Here is a 17,128-nt window from a genome sequence, read left to right as displayed (position 1 = left end):
ACCGAGACCCTTAGGTTCCGATTCTGGTGATTACGTGAAGTTCCCCACGTTCGAGATCACGGAACAGGGGAAGGCGCGGGCAAGTCCCACCCCTCGCCAGAAGTTGGGCGGCGCGCCAATCCACGCACGTGGCCCGAATGGAGTACTGTGGCGAGCCCTGGGTCCGGTCTCCCGTCCGGGTGTACAGGGCCTTTAAGGACCGCCGGGAGGGGGCTAGTTGCACAGGGTGATGGAGTTCGTCACTTAGCGTTGCGAATAGGTAACCGTGCCATAACGGCGATCCAGGGCCCGCGCCCGACACGCCGGGCAACTCGGCAAGGTTGTGGCAGGCTGCACCCGGGCAGGCCACACTCGACTAGCGGAAGCAGCGACGCACGTGACGTCGGCAGGCACCACCCGGGAGGTCCCCATGCCCGAACTGCGTGTCGTGGCCGTCTCGAATGACGGCACACGGCTGGTGCTGAAGGCTGCCGACTCCACGGAGTACACCCTTCCTATCGACGAACGCCTGCGCGCCGCCGTGCGCGGCGACCGTCCCCGCCTCGGCCAGATCGAGATCGAGGTCGAGAGCCACCTCCGCCCCCGCGACATCCAGGCGCGTATACGTGCCGGCGCGACCGCGGAAGAGGTCGCGCAGATGGCCGGCATCCCCGTCGACCGGGTGCGCCGCTTCGAGGGCCCCGTGCTCGCCGAGCGTGCCTTCATGGCCGAGCGGGCCCGCAAGACCCCGGTCCGCCGCCCCGGCGAGAACTCCGGTCCGCCGCTGGGCGAGGCCGTGCAGGAACGGCTGCTGCTGCGCGGCGCCGACAAGGACACCGTCCAGTGGGACTCATGGCGTCGCGACGACGGCACATGGGAAGTCCTGCTGGTCTACCGCGTCGCGGGCGAGCCGCACTCGGCGAGCTGGACGTACGACCCGCCCCGGCGGCTCGTCCAGGCCGTCGACGACGAGGCGCGCTCCCTGATCGGCGAGTCCGACGACCTGGCCGCGCCGGAGCCCAGCTTCCCGTTCGTCCCCCGGATCGCCCGGCTGCCGCGCGACAGACCGCTGGACCGCCCCGAGCGCGAGCGCGAGCGGCCCAGCCTGCCCGCGCAGGCGTCCGAACCGGACGAGGAGATCACGGGCGAGCGGGATTCCCTGACCAGCCTGCTGGAGGCGGTGCCGAGCTTCCGCGGCGACCTCGTCGTCCCGGAACTGCCCCCGGCGGAGCCCGAGGAGGAGCCCGTCGTCGCCGAGGTCGAGGAGGAGGAGCCTCCGGCTCCCGCCGCCTCGGCCGGATCCGCCTACGCGGACGTCCTCATGCCGCGATCGGTGGGCAGCCACCGTGACCGGCTCGTCGGTGCCACCGACCGCCAGGCCGAGGCTGACGGCGTACGCCCGGGCCGCAGAGCGGCCGTACCGAGCTGGGACGAGATCGTGTTCGGGACGCGGCGCAAGAAGCAGGAGTAGCCGGTTCCGCCGTCGGACGACGAGGGCCGTGCCTTCCGGGCACGGCCCCCTCCTCGTGTCGGGTCACTGCGGGTCCGGCCCGACGGCGACCGGCCGGTCCGGGTCCGAGGACCACTCCGACCACGAACCCACGTACAGCTCGGCCGGAATGCCCGCAGCGGCCAGCGCCAGAACCTCGTGGGCGGCGGAGACCCCCGACCCGCAGTACACCCCGACCCGAGAACCCTCCCTCACGCCAAGTCCCTGGAACCGCGCCCGCAGTTCCCCGGTGGGCAGGAAGCGCCCGTCGGCCCCCACGTTCTCCGTGGTGGGTGCCGACACCGCGCCCGGGATGTGCCCGGCCACCGGGTCGATCGGCTCCACCTCGCCCCGGTACCGCTCCCCCGCCCGCGCGTCCAGCAGCACACCGGACCGGGCCAGAGCCGCGGCGGCATCCGCGTCGAGCAGCCCCGTCGTCCCCGGCTCGGGCACGAAGTCGCCCTCGGCCGGAGCCGGCACGGACTTCTCCAACGGCCCCTCCCAGGACGGCAACCCGCCGTCGAGGACCCGCACGTCCGGGTGACCCGTCCAGCGCAGCAGCCACCACGCCCGGGCCGCCGCCCAGCCCTGGCCGCCGTCGTAGACGATCACCGGTGTGCCGGCCGACACGCCCGCCCGGCGCATCGCGGTACCGAAACGCGCGAGGTCCGGCAGCGGATGCCGGCCGCCCTTGCCGGGCTCGGAGGCCAACTCCCGGTCCAGGTCGACGTAGACGGCCCCGGGCAGGTGCCCTGCCTCGTACGCGGCCCGGCCGTCGAACGGCGGTTCGCCGGCCGCCTTGGCCGCGCTGAGTTGCCAGCGGACATCGAGCAGGACCGGCGGGCGGGCGCTGTCGAGGTCCTTCACGAGGTCGGATGCGGAGATGATGGCGTTCATGGTCCCCATCCTCGCGTACGGGGGTGGCCGAGCCGTCCGTGTCCGGCTACTCTGCTCGGCCGGAGCGGAGCGATCACACGTTGTACGGGAACAAGCACATGCTGTACAGCTGAACGACACCTGCCTACAAGCGCGCCGCGAGGGACGAGGCCCGCACATCGGGCATTCTCCCGGACAAGGGACGCCCCACAGGGCTGCCCCACCAGGCTGCGGAGAGCACGGCCACCGCGAGGCCGAGAAGAGAGTGACGATGACCGACGCACGGGGGTCCGCCGGGCCGAACGGTGACACACCCACCCGGCACGCGCCCGGTGCGCCCTGCTGGGTGAGCCTGATGGTGCACGGCCTGGACGCGACCGAGGAGTTCTACGGAGCGCTGTTCGGCTGGGAGTTCCAGCCGGGCCCCCAGCAGCTCGGCCCATATGTGCGCGCGCTGCTCGACGGGCGCGAGGTGGCCGGCCTCGGCCGGCTGCCGCCGGACCGCCATCTGCCCATCGCATGGACCCCCTACTTCGCCTCGGAGAACGTGGATCTGACGGCCGAAACGGTGCGCAGCCGCGGCGGAACGATCGGCGTGGGTCCGCTGGACGCCGCCGACGCCGGCCGCCTGGCGATCGGCTCCGACCCCGCGGGCGCGGTCTTCGGCATCTGGCAGGCCGCCGCGCACCTGGGCACCGCCGTCTCGGGCGTTTCCGGCACGCCCGCCTGGAACGAGCTGCTGACCTACGAGTCGGCGAGCGTGGCCAAGTTCTACCGCACGGTGTTCGGCTACGAGGAGGAGCCGGTGGTCTCCGCCGACTTCGACTACGTGACCCTGCACCTGGGCGGCGGGCCCGTCGCCGGCATCCACGGTGTGGGGCACGCGCTGCCCCGCGACCGGGGGCCGCACTGGGTCACGTACTTCCAGGTCGCCGATGTCGACGACGCCGTGGACCATCTCGTCCACCTGGGCGGGCAGGTCCTCAAGCCGGTGCACGACACCGCCCACGGGCGGGTGGCGAGGGTGGCGGACCCGGAAGGCGCGCGGTTCGCGCTGCTGCAACGGCCGGGCTGACGGCCGGAGCGCCGGACGCGGGTCAGGCGGAGGTCACCGGCAGCACGTCCGGGGACAGGGCCGCCGCGTGGGAGGTCGCCGCGGTCATCCGGCGGCGGTGGTGACGGCGGCACAGCACCTCGTACCCGACCTCGTCGGCGGAGTGGGTGACGTCGCCGACGACCACCTGGGCGCCCTCGACGACCATCACCCCGCCTATGGTGCGGGCGTTGTGCGTGGCGCGGGCTCCGCACCAGCACAGGGCCTCGACCTGGAGCACCTCGACCCGGTCGGCCAGCTCCACCAGCCGCTGCGAGCCGGGGAACAGCTTGGAGCGGAAGTCGGTCGTGATGCCGAAGGCGTAGACGTCGAGGTTCAGGTCGTCGACCACACGCGCGAGTTGGTCGATCTGCTCCGGTGCGAGGAACTGCGCCTCGTCGGCGATCACGTAGTCGGCGCGGCCGCCCTGCGAGAGATGGTCGACGAGATAGCCGTAGAGGTCCTGCCCGTCGCCGACCTCCACCGCGTCCGTCACCAGGCCGAGACGCGAGGACAGCTTGCCCTCGCCGGCCCGGTCGTCACGCGAGAAGATCATGCCCTGCAGGCCGCGCGCCGAGCGGTTGTGCTCGATCTGGAGAGCCAGCGTCGACTTGCCGCAGTCCATGGTTCCGCAGAAGAACACCAGCTCGGGCATGTGGAGTTGAGCACCTTTCGGCGTGAGAGGTCGGCGTGGGGCAGTGTCAGGAGCGTACTTCGAGCAGGGGGACCAGCTGCTCGGCGGGGGTCATCGAACCGTGGTTGCCGACCATGGCCGACTCCTTGGGCTCCCGCTCGGAGGCGATGAGCAGGACGTCGTCCCGCGCGGCCGCGACCACGTCACCGATCCTGCCGTACACCCGTTCGTCGATCTGCGGGCCGAACCAGCCCGCCGCGATGGCCTCGTCGCGTGAGGCCACCCAGAACTGCTCGCCGAGCACCTCGCGCCAGCAGGTCAGGACGTCGTTCGCCGCGCCGGGCACCGCGTAGACATGGCGGGCGCGGCCCTCGCCGCCGAGCAGGGCGACCCCGGCGCTCAGCTCCCAGTCCTCGTCGAAGTCGATGCGGTGCTGCTCGTCGAACGGCACGTCGATCATGCCGTGGTCCGCGGTGATGTAGAGGGCGCTGCGCGGCGGCAGTTGCTCGGCCAGGCGCTGCACCAGGCGGTCGGCGTACATGAGCTGGCCGCGCCAGGTGTCGGAGTCGACGCCGAAGCGGTGACCGGCGCCGTCCACCTCGGCGAAGTACGTGTACACCAGGGAGCGGTCGCCCGCGGCCAGTTGCTCGGCCGCCAGGTCCATGCGGTCTTCGCCGGTCAGCCGCCCCAGGAACGTTCCGCCGCTGAGCGCGACCCTGGTCAGCGGGGTGTTCTGGAAGGTCGGGGAGGACACCTGCGCGGCGTGCACCCCGGCCTCGTGCGCCCGCTGGAAGACCGTGGGGTACGGCTGCCAGACGCCGGGCTGGGTCCACGGCTGCCAGCGCAGCTGGTTCATCAGCTCGCCGGTGTCCGGGTTGCGGACGGTGTAGCCGGGCAGGCCGTGCGCGCCGGGCGGCAGGCCGGTGCCGACGGAGGCGAGGGAGGTCGCCGTGGTCGCCGGGTAGCCGGCGGTGAGCGGACGCCCGGTGCCGCCGCGCGAGGTGGCGAGCAGGGACGTCATGAAGGGCGCGTCCTCGGGGTGCGCCCTCAGCTGCTCCCAGCCGAGACCGTCGATCAGGAACACGCAGTTCCGGTCGGCGGGGGTCAGCTCGGCGATCGTCGCGCTCATGTCCGGTACGCCGAGACCGGCGGCCAGCGTGGGCAGGAGGTCGGCGAGCGATCCGCTGCCGTACTCGGGGGCGGGTGCGGAGGCGACGGTCAGCGGTTCGGGGTGGGGGTCCCAGGCCGTCTTGGGCTGTGCCATCAGCGGGTCGTGTCCGCGGTCGCCTCGGAGAGGGCCTGCGCGAACGCGAGCGCCTCACGCACGGTCTCCGGTCCGTCCCCGGCCTCGCTGACGCGCAGGCTGAGGTCGTCCGCCGTCGAATTGCCGGTGTAGCCGTGGTCCGCCTCGCAGTTGGGGTCGCCGCAGGCGGCCGGTTCCAGGTCGATACGGGAGACGGCGCCCCAGCCGATGGTGAGGACGACCTCGCGGGGCAGCGTGCCCGGCTTGTACGACTCGGGGTTGGCGACCACGCGGCTGACCACGACCGACGAGATGCGGCCGATCTTCACCGACTCCGTCGACGTCGTGGCGTAGGGCGTCGGGGAGGTGCTGTCGGCGGCCTGTTCGTCGGTGTGGCTGACGATGAAGCGGTTGTCCGTGAGGACGAGCACGGTCACGTGTCGCCGTACCTCGTTCTGGTCGAACGTCGTCTCCTGGTGGACCAGGAACGACCGCATGGGCTCACCGCCCACGGCGGCCTCCACCGCCTCGGCCACGAGGGCGGGGTAGTAGCCGCTGCGCTCGATCGCCGCCCGCAGCCCCTGGGTCGTCGTACTGGTCTTGGCCATGACGCCCATCCTACGGGGGACCACTGACTGCGAGGGACAGGTCGCCCCCTGTCAGTAGGCGGGGAGGGTCCGCGGGCCGAGGTCGTCGCGGGCGGGCGGGGACGCGAGGCGGACGGAGGCACCGAGGACGCTCAGGCCGTGCGCGGCGACGACGACCGGCTCCAGGGTGACCGCGACGACCTCGGGGTGGTCGTCGACCAGCCGGGAGACCCGCAGCAGCAGTTCCTCCAGGGCCCGGGTGTCGGCCGGAGCGGAGCCGCGCCAGCCGAACAGCAGGGGGGCGGTGCGGATCGAGCGCACCAGCGAGGTCGCCTCCCGGTCGGTGACCGGGATCAGCCGGTGCGCCGTGTCCCCGAGCAGTTGTGAGGCGGCCCCGGCGAGCCCGAAGGAGAGCACGGCTCCGGCCGCGGGGTCGATGACGGCCCGCACGACCACGTCCACGCCGCGCGGCGCCATCCGCTGCACCACCGGCCGCAGCTCCTCCGGCGCGCCGAACAGCTCGGTCAACTCGGTGTACGACCGGCGCAGTTGTTCCTCGTCGGCGAGGTCGAGGCGGACGCCGCCCAGGTCGGCGCGGTGCCTGAGGTGCGGGGCCGTGGCCTTGAGTGCCACGGGGTAGCCGAGGGTGCGGGCGGCTTCGGCGGCGGCGTCGGGGGTCGGGGCGGGCAGGGCGCGGTGGACCTGGACGCCGTAATGGCCGAGGAGGTCGCAGGTCTCGTCCGTGCCGAGTGTGAGTCCCTGCCCGCGCGCGAGCAGGCCGTCGATCAGTGCGGCGGCGCCCTTCTCGTCGATGTCCTCGTACTCGGGCACCTTGCCGGGGGCGGCGGCCTCGCGCCGCCACTGCGCGTAGGCGACGGCCTGGCCGAGGGCGCGGACGGCACGCTCGGCGGCGGGATAGGCGGGGATGAGGTGCGCGCCTTCGGGGGCCTCGGTGGCGGGGAGGTGTTGCTCTGCAGGTGCCGAACCGGGCAGGCCTCGAGGATATTTGCCCGACTCGGCGCGTGACGCCCCCGCAGGAGATTCCTGCGGATTATTGTCCGAACCGGTCTGGGGTGCCGTGCTCGCCGCCGCCGACAGGGCCTCCGCCAGGCCGCCGAGCTCCACGTGGACCACCAGGACCGGCTTGCCCGGGGCCGCGGCCGAGGCCGAGCGCAGGGCCTGTGCGAGGGCCGCGTCGCCGACCGAGCCCTCCCCCACCGCCGGTATGGCGGTGACGACCACGGCGTCGCACCGGTCGTCGGCGAGCGCGCGGGACAGGGCGGCGTGGAAGTCCGCCGCGGAGGCCGCGGTGGTCAGGTCCTGCGGGGGGTGCGGCCGCAGGCCCTCGGCGAGGCACGCGTCGTACGTGAGCAGGCCGAGCGACTCCGAGTTGCCCAGGATGGCCACCCTGGGGCCGGCGGGCAGGGGCTGGCGGGCGAGCAGCAGGCCCGCGTCCACCAGCTCGGTGATGGTGTCGACGCGGATGACGCCGGCCTGGCGCAGCAGCGCCGACACGGTCGCGTGCGGCAGCCGGGTCGCCCGTACGGCGTGTCCCTGGGGGGCGGCGCCGTGCCGCGCCCCCTGGACGACGACGAGGGGCTTGGCCGCGGCGGTCCGGCGGGCGAGGCGGGTGAACTTGCGGGGATTGCCGATGGACTCCAGGTACATGAGGACGACGTCGGTGTCGGGGTCCTCGTACCAGTACTGCAGGACATCGTTGCCGGAGACGTCGGCGCGGTTGCCGGAGGAGACGAAGGTGGAGACGCCGGTCACGCCCGTGACGCCGCCGCCGCGCCGGTGCAGCCGGGACAGCAGGGCGATGCCGATGGCACCGGACTGGGCGAACAGGCCGATCCGGCCGGGACGCGGCACCTCGGGGGCGAGGGAGGCGTTGAGCCGTACCCGCGGGGAGGTGTTGATGACGCCGAAGGCGTTGGGGCCGATGATGCGCATGCCGTACGTGCGCGCGTGCCGGACGAGGGCTCGCTGGCGTTCGCGCCCCTCGTGGCCGCTCTCGGCGTACCCGGCGGAGACCACGACGAGCCCCTGCACGCCGTGTTCGCCGCACTCGGTGACGACCTCGGGGACCTGCTCGGCCGGTACGGCGACGACGGCGAGGTCGACCGGGCCGTCGATGTCCCGCACCGAGCGGTGCGCGGGCACGCCGTCGAGCTCCTTCTGCTCCTCGGGAAGGGCCTTGTTCACGGCGTACAGGCGGCCGGTGAAGCCGGCGTCGCGGATGTTGCCGAGGACGCTGCGGCCCACGCCGCCCGGGGTGCGCCCGGCGCCGATGACGACGACCGAGCCGGGGGCGAGCAGCCGCTGCACGGAGCGTGCCTCGGCGCGGTGTTCGCGGGCGTACTGCACGGCGAGGGAGCGGTCGGTGGGTTCGAGGTCGAACTCCAGACGGACGACGCCGTCCTCGAAGCTGCGCTTCTGTGTGTAGCCGGCGTCCGTGAACACCTTGATCATCTTGGTGTTGGCGGGCAGTACCTCGGCGGCGAAGCGGCGGATGCCGCGCTCGCGGGCGACGGCACCGATGTGTTCGAGCAGGGCGGAGGCGACCCCGCGGCCCTGGTGGGCGTCCTGTACGAGGAAGGCGACCTCGGCCCATTCAGAAGGGGCGGGCGCGGAGCGCCCTCCGGCACGGGCGGTGGCGGGAGACGGGTGGGCGGGTGCCGACGCGGGCGTTCCGTCCGCGCCGATCCGGTCGTAGCGTACGGTGGCGATGAACTCGCCGCCGATCGTGGCCGCGAGTCCCACCCGGTCCACAAAGTCGTGGTTCGTGAAGCGGTGGACGTCCTTGGCGGACAGGCGAGGGTACGGCGCGAAGAAGCGGTAGTACTTCGACTCGTCGGAGACCTGCTCGTAGAAGCTGACCAGGCGATCGGCGTCATCAACGGTGATGGGCCGGATGCGCGCGGTGCCTCCGTCGCGCAGCACCACGTCGGCTTCCCAGTGGGCGGGATACTCGTGCCGGTCCGGCGAGGTCTGCATGGGCCCCAGAGTACGGCTAGCGTCCGACAGTGGCGCGAGGCAGTCTGTGGAGGGCGTCAGTCGGGTCGAGGCCGCGATCCGACGGCACCCCTGGAGCGGAACGCGAGGACCGCTCCGGGCGGGCTTCACGATATGGGAAACTGGTCTAGACAACCCTGAACACCGAAGGGCAGCAACACATGGCTGAGCGCCGCGTCAACGTCGGCTGGGCCGAGGGTCTCCACGCCCGCCCCGCCTCCATCTTCGTCCGAGCCGCCACGGCCGCAGGCGTCCCGGTGACGATCGCCAAGGCTGACGGCAACCCCGTCAACGCGGCCTCGATGCTGGCCGTCCTGGGCCTCGGCGCCCAGGGTGGCGAGGAGATCGTCCTCGCCTCCGACGCCGAGGGCGCGGACGCCGCCCTGGACCGGCTGGCCAAGCTGGTCTCCGAGGGTCTCGAGGAACTGCCCGAGACCGTCTGATCCCGTGCGCCGATCCGGCGCACACCGAAGGGCTCGTCCGTATTCGCCGGGCGAGCCCTTCGTCATTCCCATCGACGAGGGGCCAGAATTCTGGAATTTCCAGTTTCCGGGCAAGGGAAATAGACCCGCACGAATTGGCTGCTCTTTGTATACGGCCGCCGTGTTAATGCCGCGGGCTCGCCGTGTTTACGGGATGTTGCGAGTTCCTCACATGGTCCGCGGGCTCCCTGCCGGAGCGGAAACGCAGTCGGTGCGCACCCCGCGCGCGCTCGGCGTGCAGCGCCGTGACCGCCCGCGCGCGCTCGCCGTCCCCGCGCGCCACCGCGTCCACGATCGCGCCGTGCTCCGTCCAGGACTCCACCGGGCTGACCGGCGCGTCCACGGCGTACATCCACGCGATCTTGTGGCGGAGCTGGGTGAGCATCGAGGTCAGTGCGGGGCTGCCGGAGGCCTGGGCGAGCGTTTCGTGGAACCAGCCGCCGAGGGAGCGCAGATCGTCGCTGCTGCCGCGGCGGGCCCGCTCCTGGCCCAGCCTGACCAGGCCGCGCAGGACCTTCAGATGCGCCTCGGTGCGGCGCTGGGCGGCGCGGGCCGCGCCGAGCGGCTCCAGGAGCATGCGCATCTCCAGCAGGTCGCCCGCCTCCTGCTCGGTGGGTTCGGCGACGCACGCGCCCGCGTGCCGGCGGGTCACCACGAAGCCCTCGGCCTCCAGAGTGCGCAGCGCCTCCCGGACGGGCACCCGCGAGACGCCGTAGCGGCGGGCGAGGAGTTCCTCGGTGAGCCGGCTGCCGCGTCCGTGGACACCCGCGACGATGTCGTCCCGGATGGCCGTGCACACCGAGTGCGCGGGAATACGCATGACCGACCTCCCCTTAATTCCCGTGAAACGCCGACGAGCGGCGCCCGTTCCGTGACTCTATTGCAATGAGCCGGAATTTCCGACGGCAAGCGGGAATCCAGGGATATTTTTTGGACAGGCTCCGCAGTAAACGCCGAAAGCCCCGGCTCGGGGAGCCGGGGCTTCGGGGACAGCGCTGAGGTTCCGGTCAGACGTTCACGCCGTGCGAGCGGAGGTAGGCGACCGGGTCGATGTCCGAGCCGTACTCGGGGCTCGTACGGGCCTCGAAGTGCAGGTGTGGCCCGGTGACGTTGCCGGTCGCGCCGGACAGGCCGATCTGCTGGCCCGGAGTGACCTGCTGGCCCACCGAGACGCCGGCGGAGGACAGGTGGCCGTACTGGGTGTACGTCCCGTCGTTCATCTTGATCACGATCTGGTTGCCGTACGAGCCGCCCCAGCCGGCCTCGACGACGGTGCCCGCGCCGACCGCGTGGACGGAGGTGCCACTGGCGGCGTGGAAGTCGACACCGGTGTGGCTGCCGGAGGACCACAGGCCACTGTTGGCCTGATAGCTGGTGGAGACGTACGAGCCGGAGATCGGGGACACGAAGGTGTTGAGGCGCTTGCGCTCGGCCTCGCGGGCGGCACGCTCCTTGACCTCACGGGCCTCCTCGGCCGCCTGCTTGGCCTTCTTCGCCGCCTCGGCCGCCTGCTTGCGGGCGGCCTCCTCGGCCTTCTGCTTGGCGGCGGTCTCGTCGGCGGCCTGCTGCTGCGCGACCGCCTGGGCGTCGATCTGCTGGGCCACGGTGTCGCCCATGGTGACGACCGGGGTGAGGCCGGTCTGCTCGGCGCTGGGCTCGGCGGCGAAGGCCGCGGGGGCTGCCACGGTACCGATCACGCCGGTGGTGGCGAGGGCCGCGACGCCCGCGGCGCGGGCGGTGCCGCGCTGGATCCTGCTGGGACGACGGTGCTTCCCGGTGGCGCGAGTGAACGCCATGTAGTGGCTGGTCCTTTCCTTCCCTCTCGCCTACCGGGTTAGCTGACGGGTTCGGAGCAGGAAGGTCTCCTACGGACTCCCTCGCGGCTCGCGCGGGCGCCCGATTCACCCCAGGGACTTCGATGGGTCCCCGGCTCCCCTGGCTCGCGCCGTACGGGGACTCGGCGATGACTGTCCGGTGCCGCGGATGCGGCGCACTGCCTGACGAACAGCCCGGACGACGCTAAGCGGCGCCACTTTCAATTCCCAAACGAATCCTGGTGTTTGTAGCGGATCCCACAGGGCAGACAGGCAACCTCCGTATCAATTCGGGCATAAAGGAGCCCTGGTGCCTTGGAAGACAACCAGGGCCCCTACGCGCGCGTGCCGCTACTCGGCGGCGACGACGGTCACTTCGCCGATGCCCAGGGCCTCCACGGGCGCCTTGATCTGCGCAGCGTCACCGACGAGGACGGTCACCAGACGGTCCACCGGGAAGGCGCTCACGGCCGCCGCGGTGGCCTCCACGGTGCCGGTCGCGGCGAGCTGACGGTACAGCGTGGCCTGGTAGTCGTCGGGCAGGTGCTGCTCGACCTGGTCGGCCAGCGTGCTCGCGACCGCCGCGGCCGTCTCGTACTTCAGCGGAGCCACCCCGACCAGGTTCTGCACGGCGACGTCCCGCTCGGCGTCGGTCAGCCCCTCGGCGGCGAGGGTGCGCAGCACCGTCCAGAGGTCGTCCAGAGCGGGGCCGGTGTTGGGCGTGTCGACGGAACCGCTGATGGCGAGCATCGCGGCACCCGTGCCGTCCGGAGCGGACCGGAGGACCTGGCCGAACGCCCGTACGCCGTAGGTGTAGCCCTTCTCCTCGCGCAGGACGCGGTCCAGACGGGAGGTGAGGGTGCCGCCGAGGCAGTACGTGCCGAGCACCTGCGCGGGCCACACGCGGTCGTGCCGGTCCGGGCCGACCCGGCCGATCAGCAACTGCGTCTGGACGGCGCCGGGGCGGTCCACGATGACGACCCGGCCGGTGTCGTCGGCGGTCACCGGCGGCACGGGGCGGGACTCGGCCGAGGAGCCCGTCCAGGCGCCCAGGGTCTCCCCGAGCAGGGCGTCGAGGTCGATGCCGGTGAGGTCGCCGACGACCACGGCGGTGGCCGTGGCGGGACGGACGTGCTTCTCGTAGAAGCCGCGAACGGCCGCGGAGTCGATCGCGGCGACCGTCTCCTCGGTGCCCTGCCGGGGCCGCGACATACGCGCGTCCGACGGGAACAGCTCCCTGGAGAGCTCCTTGGCGGCGCGGCGGGAGGGGTTGGCCAGCTCGTGCGGGATCTCGTCGAGGCGGTTGGCGACCAGCCGCTCGACCTCGCTGTCGGCGAACGCGGGCGACCTCAGCGCGTCGGCGATCAGGTTCAGTCCCTTGGCGAGCCGGGAGGCCGGCACCTCGAGGCTGAGCCGGACGCCGGGGTGGTCGGCGTGCGCGTCGAGAGTGGCACCCGCGCGCTCCAGCTCGGCGGCGAACTCCTCGGCGGAGTGCTTGTCGGTGCCCTCGGAGAAGGCCCGGGCCATGATCGTGGCCACACCGTCGAGGCCGGCCGGCTCGGCTTCCAGGGGGGCGTCGAGCAGGACCTCCACGGCGACGACCTGCTGACCGGGGCGATGGCAGCGCAGCACCGTCAGGCCGTTGTCGAGCGTGCCGCGCTCGGGGGCGGGGAAGGCCCACGGCTTGGCGTCGCCCGCCTGCGGCCGGGCGTGGAAGTCCATCGTGGCGAGCTCGGTCACTTGGCCGCCTCCTCGTTCTCGTCGCCGGCCGCGGCTGCGGTGTCCTCGGTGGCGTCCTCGTCGGTGACGGGCTCGTACACGAGCACCGCGCGGTTGTCGGGCCGCAGGCGGGCCTTGGCGACCTCCTGGACCTCCTCCGCCGTGATCTCCAGCACACGCTGGACGGCGGTCAGGGCGAGCTGCGGGTCGCCGAACAGCACGGCGTACCGGCACAGTTCGTCGGCGCGGCCGGCGACCGTGCCGAGCCGGTCCAGCCACTCGCGCTCCAGCTGGGCCTGGGCGCGCTCCATCTCCTCCGCCGTGGGGCCCTCCTCGGCGAACCTGGCGAGCTCCTCGTCGATGGCGGTCTCGATGACCGGAACCTCCACGTCACCGGACGTCTTCACGTCCAGCCACCCCAGGGAGGGCGCCCCGGCGAGCCGCAGCAGGCCGAAGCCGGCCGCCACGGCCGTACGGTCGCGCCGCACCAGCCGGTTGTAGAGGCGGGAGGACTCGCCGCCGCCGAGGACGGTGAGGGCCAGGTCGGCCGCGTCGCACGCGCGCGTGCCGTCGTGCGGCAGCCGGTAGGCGGCCATCAGGGCGCGCGCCGGGACCTCCTCCTCGACGACCTCGCGCAGTTGCTCACCGATGGTCTCCGGCAGCGAGCCGTCGCGCGGAGCGGGCTTGCCGTCGTGATTGGGGATGGAGCCGAAGTACTTCTCGACCCAGGCGAGGGTCCGCTCCGGGTCGATGTCGCCGACCACGGAGAGTACGGCGTTGTTCGGCGCGTAGTAGGTGCGGAAGAACGCGCGCGCGTCCTCCAGGGTCGCGGCGTCCAGGTCGGCCATGGAGCCGATCGGGGTGTGGTGGTAGGGGTGGCCCTCCGGGTAGGCGAGCGCGGTCAGCTTCTCGAAAGCGGTGCCGTAGGGGACGTTGTCGTAGCGCTGGCGGCGCTCGTTCTTGACGACGTCCCGCTGGTTCTCCATCGACTCGTCGTCGAGCGCGGTGAGCAGCGAGCCCATGCGGTCGGCCTCCAGCCAGAGGGCGAGCTCCAGCTCGTGGGCGGGCATGGTCTCGAAGTAGTTGGTCCGCTCGAAGCTGGTCGTGCCGTTCAGCGAGCCGCCCGCGCCCTGGACGAGCTCGAAGTGGCCGTTGCCCTTGACCTGGGCGGAACCCTGGAACATCAGGTGCTCGAAAAGGTGAGCCAGACCGGTGCGCCCCTTGACTTCGTGGCGCGAGCCGACGTCGTACCAGAGGCACACCGCCGCGACCGGGGTCAGGTGGTCCTCGGAGAGCACCACGCGCAGGCCGTTGGCCAGGCGGTGCTCGGTCGCTGTCAGGCCCCCGGAGCCTGCCTGGGCTGTGGCCGTGTGACCCATGGGCATGTACGTCCCTTCGATCGCGGAGCGGTCTTCACAACCGCGGTTTCCTGCTGGTCCTGCCACTGTATGCAAGCGTGCGAAGCCCTGGTGAAGTTCCCGGCGGCGACCTGGTCCCGGAAGCACGCGAGGCGTCCCGGACAGGGTCCTGGTCCCGGTTGTCAGTGCGGAGGTCCACAATGGTCGGCGTCAGATCCGGATCGCAGCAGCAGAGCGAGCCGCAGGGGCGGTCGTCACCGACACGAGCGTCCCGTAGGCGAGTGACCAGTAACAGGAGGAGCCGGCAGCGATGGCCCGCCGCAGCACGAAGACGCCGCCCGACGACTCGTACGAGGAGCGGATCCTCGACATCGACGTCGTCGACGAGATGCAGGGCTCCTTCCTCGAGTACGCGTACTCGGTCATCTACTCCCGAGCCCTGCCGGACGCACGCGACGGCCTCAAGCCCGTGCACCGCCGCATCGTCTACCAGATGAGCGAGATGGGCCTGCGCCCCGAGCGCGGGTACGTGAAGTGCGCCCGTGTCGTCGGCGAGGTGATGGGCAAGCTGCACCCGCACGGCGACGCGTCCATCTACGACGCCCTCGTGCGCATGGCCCAGCCCTTCTCGATGCGGGTTCCCCTGGTCGACGGCCACGGCAACTTCGGCTCGCTGGGCAACGACGACCCGCCGGCCGCCATGCGGTACACCGAGTGCCGGATGGCCGAGGCGACGAGCCTGATGACGGAGTCGATCGACGAGGACACCGTCGACTTCAACCCCAACTACGACGGCCAGGAGCAGGAACCGGTGGCCCTGCCCGCCGCCTTCCCGAACCTCCTGGTCAACGGCGCCTCGGGCATCGCGGTCGGCATGGCGACGAACATGGCGCCGCACAACCTGCGCGAGGTCATCGCCGCCGCCCGCCATCTGATCAGGTACCCGAACGCCGATCTCGACGCCCTCATGAAGCACGTCCCGGGCCCCGACCTGCCCACCGGCGGCCGCATCGTCGGCCTGTCCGGCATCCGGGACGCCTACGAGTCCGGCCGTGGCACGTTCAAGATCCGGGCGACGGTGTCGGTGGAGCCCGTGACGGCCCGCCGCAAGGGCCTCGTGGTCACGGAACTGCCCTTCACCGTCGGCCCCGAGAAGGTCATCGCCAAGATCAAGGACCTGGTCGGTTCGAAGAAGATCCAGGGCATCGCCGACGTCAAGGACCTCACCGACCGCGCCCACGGCCTGCGCCTGGTCATCGAGATCAAGAACGGCTTCGTGCCGGAGGCGGTCCTGGAGCAGCTCTACAAGCTGACGCCGATGGAGGAGTCCTTCGGCATCAACAACGTGGCCCTTGTCGACGGCCAGCCGCTCACGCTGGGTCTGAAGGAGCTGCTGGAGGTCTATCTCGACCACCGCTTCAACGTCGTGCGACGGCGCTCGGAGTTCCGCCGCGGCAAGAAGCGCGACCGGCTGCACCTGGTCGAGGGTCTGCTGACGGCCCTGCTGGACATCGACGAGGTCATCCGTCTGATCCGCTCCAGCGAGAACTCCGCGCAGGCCAAGCAGCGCCTGATGGAGCAGTTCTCGCTGAGCGATGTGCAGACGCAGTACATCCTCGACACGCCGCTGCGCCGTCTGACCAAGTACGACCGCATCGAGCTGGAGTCCGAGAAGGACCGGCTCAACGCGGAGATCGAGGAGCTCACCCGGATCCTCGACTCGGACACGGAGCTGCGCAAGCTGGTCTCCAGCGAACTGGCCACGGTCGCCAAGAAGTTCGGCACCGACCGGCGTACGGTCCTGCTGGAGTCGGGCGGTGCCCCGGTCGCGGCCGTGCCGCTGCAGGTGGCCGACGACCCGTGCCGGGTGTTGCTGTCCTCGACGGGTCTGCTGGCCCGGACGGCGAACGGCGAGCCCTTCACGGAGGACGCCGGCGCCAAGCGCGTGAAGCACGACGTGATCGTCTCGGCGGTGCCGGCCACCGCCCGCGGCGAGGTGGGCGTGGTCACCTCGGCGGGCAGGCTGCTGCGACTGAACGTGGTCGACCTGCCCCAGCTTCCGGAGTCACTGACGGCGCCGAATCTCGCGGGGGGCGCGCCGCTGGCGGAGTTCGTCTCCCTGGAGGACGACGAGACAGTGGTCTGTCTGACCACGCTCGACGAGTCGTCGCCGGGCCTGGCGCTCGGCACGGCTCAGGGCGTCGTCAAGCGCGTGGTGCCGGACTATCCGGCCAACAAGGAAGAGCTCGAGGTGATCACCCTCAAGGAGGGCGACCGGATCGTCGGCGCCGTCGAGCTGCGCACCGGCGAGGAGGACCTGGTCTTCGTCACCGACGACGCGCAGCTGCTGCGTTTCCAGGCGTCCCAGGTCCGCGCGCAGGGCCGCCCGGCCGGCGGTGTGGCGGGCATCAAGCTCACCGAGGGCGCGAAGGTCATCTGCTTCACCGCGGTGGACCCGGCGGTGGACGCCGTGGTCTTCACCGTCGCGGGCTCGCGGGGCACGCTGGACGACTCCGTCCAGACGACGGCCAAGCTGACCCCGTTCGACCAGTACCCGCGCAAGGGCCGCGCCACGGGCGGCGTCCGCTGCCAGCGGTTCCTGAAGGGCGAGGACTGTCTGTCCCTGGCCTGGGCGGGCCCCGTCCCCGCCCTCGCGGCGCAGAAGAACGGCACCCCGGCCGACCTCCCTGACATCGACCCGCGCCGCGACGGCTCGGGGGTGTCCCTGGCGAAGACGGTGGCGGTGGTGGCCGGGCCGGTCTAGGCGGTGGCCGGGCCGGTTGAGGGCCCTTCTTCTGGTGGCTCTTGAACGGTGCCGTGGAGCAGACGCTGGCCGTGG

At 71.9% G+C, this 17,128-nt stretch carries 13 protein-coding genes and 1 riboswitch; of the genes, 4 read left to right on the top strand and 9 right to left on the bottom strand.

Annotated features, from left to right (window positions below; genetic code table 11):
* The first annotated feature begins 409 nt into the window (after positions 1-409).
* Positions 410-1,450: a septation protein SepH gene (sepH, locus tag ACFY9S_RS22660; RefSeq protein WP_391131373.1), complete on the top strand. Its 1,041-nt coding sequence runs from the start codon at positions 410-412 to the stop codon at positions 1,448-1,450.
* A gap of 63 nt (positions 1,451-1,513) precedes the next feature.
* Here the strand turns inward: sepH and ACFY9S_RS22655 are convergent, their stop codons facing one another.
* A complete protein-coding gene (locus ACFY9S_RS22655; RefSeq protein WP_391131371.1) occupies positions 1,514-2,365 on the bottom strand; it encodes a rhodanese-like domain-containing protein in 852 nt (283 codons plus the stop codon).
* 250 nt (positions 2,366-2,615) lie between these two features.
* On the opposite strand from ACFY9S_RS22655, the gene ACFY9S_RS22650 reads away from it, so the two are divergent.
* On the top strand, positions 2,616-3,419 hold the full coding sequence (locus ACFY9S_RS22650; protein WP_391131370.1) for a VOC family protein: 804 nt from the start codon (positions 2,616-2,618) through the stop codon (positions 3,417-3,419).
* Positions 3,420-3,441: 22 nt separating this feature from the next.
* On the opposite strand, the gene ACFY9S_RS22645 is transcribed toward ACFY9S_RS22650, so the two are convergent.
* Genes ACFY9S_RS22645 through ACFY9S_RS22630 form a run of 4 tightly spaced genes read right to left on the bottom strand, consistent with a single transcriptional unit; the run spans position 3,442 to position 8,898 of the window.
* Positions 3,442-4,092, bottom strand: coding sequence for a thymidine kinase (locus ACFY9S_RS22645; protein ID WP_102913803.1), 651 nt, complete (start codon positions 4,090-4,092; stop codon positions 3,442-3,444).
* 46 nt (positions 4,093-4,138) lie between these two features.
* The gene (locus ACFY9S_RS22640) at positions 4,139-5,335 is read right to left on the bottom strand and encodes an alkaline phosphatase family protein (RefSeq protein ID WP_391131368.1); all 1,197 of its coding nucleotides are present in this window, start codon (positions 5,333-5,335) and stop codon (positions 4,139-4,141) included.
* Positions 5,335-5,922 (bottom strand): DUF5998 family protein, encoded by a 588-nt coding sequence (locus tag ACFY9S_RS22635; protein WP_391131366.1) that lies wholly within the window; start codon positions 5,920-5,922, stop codon positions 5,335-5,337. The genes ACFY9S_RS22640 and ACFY9S_RS22635 overlap by 1 nt, the downstream gene beginning before the upstream one ends.
* A 51-nt stretch (positions 5,923-5,973) precedes the next feature.
* A complete protein-coding gene (locus ACFY9S_RS22630) occupies positions 5,974-8,898 on the bottom strand; it encodes a GNAT family N-acetyltransferase (protein ID WP_391131364.1) in 2,925 nt (974 codons plus the stop codon).
* A 179-nt stretch (positions 8,899-9,077) separates the two neighbouring features.
* Here ACFY9S_RS22630 and ACFY9S_RS22625 point away from each other — a divergent pair, with 179 nt between their 5' ends.
* A complete protein-coding gene (locus ACFY9S_RS22625) occupies positions 9,078-9,359 on the top strand; it encodes an HPr family phosphocarrier protein (RefSeq protein WP_003993478.1) in 282 nt (93 codons plus the stop codon).
* Between the two features lie 163 nt (positions 9,360-9,522).
* Here the strand turns inward: ACFY9S_RS22625 and ACFY9S_RS22620 are convergent, their stop codons facing one another.
* The 4 genes from ACFY9S_RS22620 to ACFY9S_RS22605 all read right to left on the bottom strand — a co-directional run bounded on the left by ACFY9S_RS22620 (position 9,523) and on the right by ACFY9S_RS22605 (position 14,316).
* Positions 9,523-10,218: an FCD domain-containing protein gene (locus ACFY9S_RS22620; RefSeq protein ID WP_391131362.1), complete on the bottom strand. Its 696-nt coding sequence runs from the start codon at positions 10,216-10,218 to the stop codon at positions 9,523-9,525.
* 187 nt (positions 10,219-10,405) lie between these two features.
* On the bottom strand, positions 10,406-11,194 hold the full coding sequence (locus ACFY9S_RS22615; RefSeq protein ID WP_391131360.1) for a peptidoglycan DD-metalloendopeptidase family protein: 789 nt from the start codon (positions 11,192-11,194) through the stop codon (positions 10,406-10,408).
* Between the two features lie 12 nt (positions 11,195-11,206).
* A riboswitch (cyclic di-AMP (ydaO/yuaA leader) is annotated at positions 11,207-11,371 on the bottom strand.
* A gap of 192 nt (positions 11,372-11,563) precedes the next feature.
* Positions 11,564-12,952, bottom strand: coding sequence for an insulinase family protein (locus ACFY9S_RS22610; RefSeq protein WP_391131358.1), 1,389 nt, complete (start codon positions 12,950-12,952; stop codon positions 11,564-11,566).
* Positions 12,949-14,316, bottom strand: a complete 1,368-nt coding sequence (locus tag ACFY9S_RS22605) for an insulinase family protein (protein WP_391131356.1) — start codon at positions 14,314-14,316, stop codon at positions 12,949-12,951. Before ACFY9S_RS22605 ends, ACFY9S_RS22610 begins: the two co-directional genes overlap by 4 nt.
* A gap of 283 nt (positions 14,317-14,599) precedes the next feature.
* On the opposite strand from ACFY9S_RS22605, the gene ACFY9S_RS22600 reads away from it, so the two are divergent.
* Positions 14,600-17,053 (top strand): DNA topoisomerase (ATP-hydrolyzing), encoded by a 2,454-nt coding sequence (locus ACFY9S_RS22600; protein WP_391131355.1) that lies wholly within the window; start codon positions 14,600-14,602, stop codon positions 17,051-17,053.
* Positions 17,054-17,128: the final 75 nt, after the last annotated feature.

This window comes from Streptomyces sp. NPDC012474, assembly GCF_042955185.1.
Lineage (GTDB): Bacteria > Actinomycetota > Actinomycetes > Streptomycetales > Streptomycetaceae > Streptomyces > Streptomyces cahuitamycinicus.
The sequence above is the reverse complement of the archived record's forward strand: the minus strand, read 5'-3'. Positions and strand labels throughout refer to the sequence as shown.

Bases quoted from the DNA above. Each gene is read 5' to 3' on its own strand.
- sepH (WP_391131373.1), top strand. From the start codon at position 410: ATGCCCGAACTGCGTGTCGTGGCCGTCTCGAATGACGGCACACGGCTG.
- ACFY9S_RS22655 (WP_391131371.1), bottom strand. From the start codon at position 2,365: ATGAACGCCATCATCTCCGCATCCGACCTCGTGAAGGACCTCGACAGC.
- ACFY9S_RS22650 (WP_391131370.1), top strand. From the start codon at position 2,616: ATGACCGACGCACGGGGGTCCGCCGGGCCGAACGGTGACACACCCACC.
- ACFY9S_RS22645 (WP_102913803.1), bottom strand. From the start codon at position 4,092: ATGCCCGAGCTGGTGTTCTTCTGCGGAACCATGGACTGCGGCAAGTCG.
- ACFY9S_RS22640 (WP_391131368.1), bottom strand. From the start codon at position 5,335: ATGGCACAGCCCAAGACGGCCTGGGACCCCCACCCCGAACCGCTGACC.
- ACFY9S_RS22635 (WP_391131366.1), bottom strand. From the start codon at position 5,922: ATGGCCAAGACCAGTACGACGACCCAGGGGCTGCGGGCGGCGATCGAG.
- ACFY9S_RS22630 (WP_391131364.1), bottom strand. From the start codon at position 8,898: ATGCAGACCTCGCCGGACCGGCACGAGTATCCCGCCCACTGGGAAGCC.
- ACFY9S_RS22625 (WP_003993478.1), top strand. From the start codon at position 9,078: ATGGCTGAGCGCCGCGTCAACGTCGGCTGGGCCGAGGGTCTCCACGCC.
- ACFY9S_RS22620 (WP_391131362.1), bottom strand. From the start codon at position 10,218: ATGCGTATTCCCGCGCACTCGGTGTGCACGGCCATCCGGGACGACATC.
- ACFY9S_RS22615 (WP_391131360.1), bottom strand. From the start codon at position 11,194: ATGGCGTTCACTCGCGCCACCGGGAAGCACCGTCGTCCCAGCAGGATC.
- ACFY9S_RS22605 (WP_391131356.1), bottom strand. From the start codon at position 14,316: ATGCCCATGGGTCACACGGCCACAGCCCAGGCAGGCTCCGGGGGCCTG.
- ACFY9S_RS22600 (WP_391131355.1), top strand. From the start codon at position 14,600: ATGGCCCGCCGCAGCACGAAGACGCCGCCCGACGACTCGTACGAGGAG.